2 protein-coding genes are annotated in these 5,102 nt (G+C 58.7%); both read right to left on the reverse strand.

Annotated features, from left to right (window positions below):
• Positions 1–388: 388 nt before the first annotated feature.
• On the reverse strand, positions 389–1,834 hold the full coding sequence (locus AB7E65_RS11910) for a VanZ family protein (RefSeq protein WP_428746009.1): 1,446 nt from the start codon (positions 1,832–1,834) through the stop codon (positions 389–391).
• Positions 1,835–1,841: 7 nt separating this feature from the next.
• The gene (locus AB7E65_RS11915) at positions 1,842–4,511 is read right to left on the reverse strand and encodes a hypothetical protein (protein WP_428746010.1); all 2,670 of its coding nucleotides are present in this window, start codon (positions 4,509–4,511) and stop codon (positions 1,842–1,844) included.
• Between the last annotated feature and the right edge of the window lie 591 nt (positions 4,512–5,102).

Raw genomic sequence — 5,102 nt, forward strand, 5'->3', positions numbered from 1 at the left:
GACGCATGCGTCGCCCCTGCAAATGGTACATTGTCGGCGGTCCCTGTAGGAGCGAGGCATGCCTCGCCCTGTTGCCGTCATCCTTCCCGGTCCGGGGTTGATATCATTCGTCCCCGGTGTCGGGGGTATTCCCATTCACCGGGGTGCCGTCATTCATCCCGGTCCGGGGGATGGCATCGTCCGTATCCGTGCCGGGGGTGTTCCCATTCACCGGGGTGCCGTATTGCAACAGGGCGACGCATGCGTCGCCCCTGCAAATGGTACATTGTCGGCGGTCCCTGTAGGAGCGAGGCATGCCTCGCCCTGTTGCCGTCATCCTTCCCGGTCCGGGGTTGATATCATTCGTCCCCGGTGTCGGGGGTGTTCCCATTCACCGGGGTGCCGTAATTCACCAGGGCGCACGTCGGTGCGCCCCTGCAATCGGTGCAGTGTCGGCGGTTCCTCGTTCTGAGCGGATGCAACGGTGAATAAGGTAAATTTTCGCGACTGAAACCCCAACGTAGCTTCCCAGGATGGCGTACAGGATATCCTCAAGAGTAGAAGTACGATCAGGAATCCACAATTGAATATATTCCAGAAAACCCGCCAGAACTCCGCTGAAGAGACATGCAAGAAAGGCATAGAGTCTCTGACTCCCGCTTCTCGAATTTCGCCCGTTCCACAGAAGGAGGAAAAACACCATTCCGAGGGGAGAGAAAATGACAACCGCTTCGATGATATTTGCAAGGAGCATCACGTCGACGCTTTTTACATGGGTCATCAAAGGGACGAACCAGTCCTGACCGACTGCCGTGCGTTCGGAAAATTCATAAGGCCGAAGATCGCTGATGACGATATACGAAGTGCAGACAATCAACATCAGAAAAAGCCCGAACCTGGGCGATCTGGCGTCGCACAGTCTCTTGAAAAAAAAGGCTATCGGCACACTGATCAAACCGATGACGATGCGCGTGATATCCATATGACTGTTGACGACAAGCAGGGATATGATTTCCACCGCCCCAAGTACGGCCAGAAATGGTAAGAGGCAACTTTTCAGGACATTTCTACGGCGAGAGAAAAGCAGAAGTCCGAAAAGAGTCCCATAGGCGATCAGCCGCTCTCCCACCTTACCCCAGTAATCCGGTGAGCGGGTTGGTGTATCGATCTGCCGCGAAGGGTGGAGTCCAAGTTGTACGCGGATATCCCTGCCTGCCGGTTCGAAAGGAATCACGACGCTCTGCTTGATATTGCTGAAAAGCGCATCGGCGCTGCTCACGATATAGAAAGGCCGCGCTGCATCCCAGAGAAGAAGTGCGGCGAGAAAAGCCGCCGCGACGAAAAGAGAATTCCGGCCCTTTTCAATGTTCAGCCACCGCTGAAAACGCTCCGACACTTTACGGACATAAAAAGTGCCGCTCAGAACCCCGAAAACCCCTCCGATGGCTCCGCTGATGACGTCCCAGACGGCCGAGCCGCGAGAGAGATTGAAGTATTGAACGAATTCAACGGACAGCGCCATAAGGACCGTCGCAGCAAAGGTAAACGCGGCGACCATTCTCCAGGGGCCTGACCGCCGCTTGCAGGCCATAAAAACGAAATGCGCGAAAACGGCATAAGGCACAATGTTTCCGATCACATCGGCCCTGGACAAATGAAATGAGGCGGAGGGGAAAATATCCCAGGTGATCGTCCGGGCGGCGGGATCGAGGGTCAGCCCGCCCGGCAGCGCAGCCTGATACAACAACAGCGCGATGGATACCCAGACGGCAGCGCGGCCGGGATTGTCCAGAATCCAGGGCAGGAATCTCGGCACCCGAACGCCATTTCTGCTATAAGAAACCCGGTCATTCACAGCGCCCTCAAAACCCGAGCCGATTTCGTATCCAGCGCCATTCCCTGCCCGGAGATATGGAAGTCAGACGACTCCGGAGAATTTTCCGGTTGGCCCGGACCGACGATCCGGTCGGGGTACGCCTGGCAGCTGAAAAAATCTCTTCGGGATCCCCCCCTTCGGGCAGCTCCCCTTCCCGCCACAACCCCTGAAGCTCGAGCGCATCAGCCCCGTTGGTCATAAGAAGAGCCAACGGCCGGGTCAGCGCCCGGGTCTCGAAAGATTGCATCTGCGCAACTCCCGTCGCGAAGAAAAAAGCGCTCCGCTCCATCAGCCGGTCCCTGAGCTCTCCCCTGACCTGCTTTCCCGCCAGGGCGAGGATGTCGCTTTTTCTGAGCTCCTGGGCGGCCCAGGTCTCATTGGGGAATTCCAGGATCTCCGGCCTGTCCAGATAGGGAGACTCGTTCTCAAGCATCCAGCATGCGTAATGCACAAAAGCGGCCCGCGCGTAGGCAAACATGGCATCCTTCAGACCCCACATCTCCTTGACTTCCAGATACCTGGCGAGGGCCTTGAGAAAGACTGTGTACATCCAGCGCAGCTCCACATTTTCCAGGTCGAGGGACGCGATGTCCTGGGTCGGCGCAACGCATCTGCGGATGAGCATCCCGGCAAGATCCAGAAACTCCCCATCTTCGGTGAGCAGGAAACCATCAAGAAGGGTGTTCAGCACGTTGCCGCTCGCCCGACCCGGGCCATCAAGCACCCCGAAAACATCCGCGTAAACAAGACCTTTTCGGCCGATGCGAGCCCTGACACCCGCCAGGCTTTTTCTGACCAACTGAAAGCCCCTTTCCGCGAGGGTATCAGGCCCCAGCACCAGGTTACGGATATTCTCCACCAGCTCCAGGGCCGCCTCGCGGTAGCGTTCCTCCCCGGTCGTCCAGTACATCAGGGCCAGTCCGGTCGCGTAATTGTGATCCGGCGCCGGGCCACCGCCTACGCAGTCCTTGTATTCGGCGTGAATCCGAGAGATAGCGCGATGGGTCGCGGTCGCCGCAGGCAGATGATGATCGGTGTGCCAGAACAATCCGCGATTGTACTGATAGCGGTCCTCATCGGTATGATAGATATCGATGTCCGCGACATGGTCCGCCAGCTCTCTGGCGAGGCGGAACCAGTCGCTCCTGCCCGTGCGCCAGAACTGCAGCAGAGCGCCCTTGATGACGTCGTACTGGTTGTTGTAGTGCGAAACGAACGGCTGCTCATCCCCCTGATGAAAAACGGCCTCGTGATCGGCGTACAGGTCGCCGAAATGGCGCCAGCCGTATTCATCGATCCTCTCCCGGCGTGCGAAGAAGGAATCAGCGCCTTCAAGCGCGGAATCGATCAGAGCCAGATAGTCGCCGAGAGCCCTGTTCAGAGGCGCGTCCCGGCGCGCATCCCCCCCTGCGTGCGCAAGCGCAGGGCCGGCGGCGCACCGCCGGTACCACTCAGGATCGATCTTCGACACGAGCGGGCGATGCAACCGATCGCGCAACGCCGCGAGCTCGTCCGCATCGCGCCCGAGCATCACAAACAGGGTGTGGGTTTTCTGCTCGCCCCCCTGCAGCTCGTAGGGCCCCCGGGACTGCCCCGGGAAGATCCCCCACTCCAGGGTTCCCGGATTGCCCCCCAGCGCCTTGGGAAAATTCTCCCAGAAAGCCGGCATACTGAGCCCGAAGCCGGCACCATCCAGCGCCGCGCCAATCAGGGGATTCGCCCGCCGCCCCCGGGTGAGCACATTCTCCCCGCTGCGAACCTCGTACCCGGGAAGGCACGGCAATATCTCTCCCTGCGCGTTCACATGGTTCGGGGACCGCCAGTTCTCGCCTCCGCTGGAGTCCTGGTAGAGGGTGACGGCGTCAGTGAACCGGGCGACCTCGCTTTCGGGTTCGGCCTGCAGAAAAATTCCTTCGGCCCCCTCCCCGGCCAGCGGAAAATTCAACGTGAGCTCTCTGAACCGAAGCGAGCCGGGATCGCCCAGGTCCCAACGGTTGCCGGGATGTCTGGCCGCCTGAGGATTGCGCACCCTGAGCTCCACCTCGACGGCCCGGCGCCCGGCGCAGAACGTCAGGAGACCCTCGCATTCCAGGGGATGTGCTTCATCTTTCGCCAGGAAGCGCCCCGTCCATTTCAGGACCAGACGCAGGGCATTCTGGCAGGCGATCTGCCACGACCCGCCAGCGGCCCGCCACAACCTTCCCGCAGCATCCGTCAAAACCAGCCCGCTCTCAGCCGCCTTTACCAGATCCCGCCCGCCCAGAGTGATGCGGGAAAGAGGCAGAAAATCCTGCTTGCTGACCGAAAACTGCGCGAGCCCCGCCGTAATCCGGTAGTCTTCCGGGGTCTCCACCAGCTCGAGGCCGGCAGCGGCCGGGTTCTCCCCCGCCTCCCCCCGGGCAAGTGCCAGGCTGCCCTTTTCGCCCGCCTTCAGATCGACGCGTGTATCACACAGGGCCCACCTGAGGCTGCCGTCCTCCCACCGGGCCAGGGGTGTGAAGACCGCGGGCAGACGGCGACCAGCCCCATCATACAATGACAGCTCTGCCGGCTCGCGGCAGCTGCCCACCGGCAGAGGCAGCCCGAAGGTGATGGGCTCATCAGACCTTTCCAGACCGTACTGTTCAAATATTTCGAAGGTAGTCAATTGGTTCATTATGCTCACGCCGCTGATTGAGTCATCGATTTGATCTGCTTTCTGGATAGCCCCATCTGCAGACCGAAAAAGGCCCCGAGAATCGTCGAAGGCAGATACCAGGACGCACGTCAGTGCGCCCCTAATTATCGGCGGTCCCCGTAGGGGCGCACCGACGTGCGCCCTGCCACCGTCATTCATCCCGGTCCGGGTTTGATATCATTCATTCCCGCACCGGGTTTTATTCCCATTCACCGGGGTGCCGTAATTCATCAGGGCGCACGTCAGTGCGCCCCTGCAATCATTGATTTTTCGGCGTGAAATCGTCGATATGGCGCCCCTCGTTTTTCAATTTAAGACCGATTGCATAACATAAACCCGATTTTGCCCCACAAAATTGGCCTATAGGTGATTTTTGAGCTTCAATTCAGAGAATTTTATTTTTTGTTTCAGTTGCTTATCTTGGTCCGACCCCCACAGGATACCTTTAATTGACTCGAACCTTATAGACATGAATAATAGGGTTTGGCTCAAACTTATCAGCCCAATGGTCTGCCAATAGCTGTGAAATAAAAATTCTCTTCGTTTTAGGATCATAGTCAGCTCAACCTA

Origin of the sequence: Syntrophotalea sp., assembly GCF_050253115.1 — a bacterium.
Classification (GTDB): Bacteria; Desulfobacterota; Desulfuromonadia; order Desulfuromonadales; family Syntrophotaleaceae; genus Syntrophotalea; species Syntrophotalea acetylenica.

Bases quoted from the DNA above. Each gene is read 5' to 3' on its own strand.
- AB7E65_RS11915 (WP_428746010.1), bottom strand. From the start codon at position 4,511: ATGAACCAATTGACTACCTTCGAAATATTTGAACAGTACGGTCTGGAA.